General features: G+C 41.5%; 1 protein-coding gene. It reads right to left on the bottom strand.

What is annotated here, in order from left to right; translation table 11 throughout:
• The coding region (locus ABR397_RS23825; RefSeq protein ID WP_350307849.1) for a hypothetical protein at positions 1 to 277 on the bottom strand (277 nt) is incomplete at both ends.

The following is a 277-nucleotide window of genomic DNA, read 5'->3' as shown; positions in this document are numbered from 1 at the left end:
CAGCGTCAGTAAAGATAAATCGAATATGATCCGCGTTCATTAAACGTAATCCTATGATGAGTAAATTTAATAAAAAACCGGTGGTAAAAGGAGTAAAAACAACGGTTAAAACTTTATATTGCTTAAAACCATCAGTTAAAAAAATAACTGTTAATAACCATTTAAATCCTGCCCGATGGCCGCCACTGGCATTACGGCTATGAACAGCAGCAATTAAGTGAAGTGATTGCCCCGAACGGCTGCGCCACGCAACTGGCCTCTGACGGACTGGGCCGAC

This window comes from Photorhabdus viridis (assembly GCF_040256935.1).
Taxonomy (GTDB): Bacteria; Pseudomonadota; Gammaproteobacteria; order Enterobacterales; family Enterobacteriaceae; genus Photorhabdus; species Photorhabdus viridis.
Note: the sequence above shows the minus strand (reverse complement) of the source record. Positions and strands in the feature narration are given on the sequence as shown.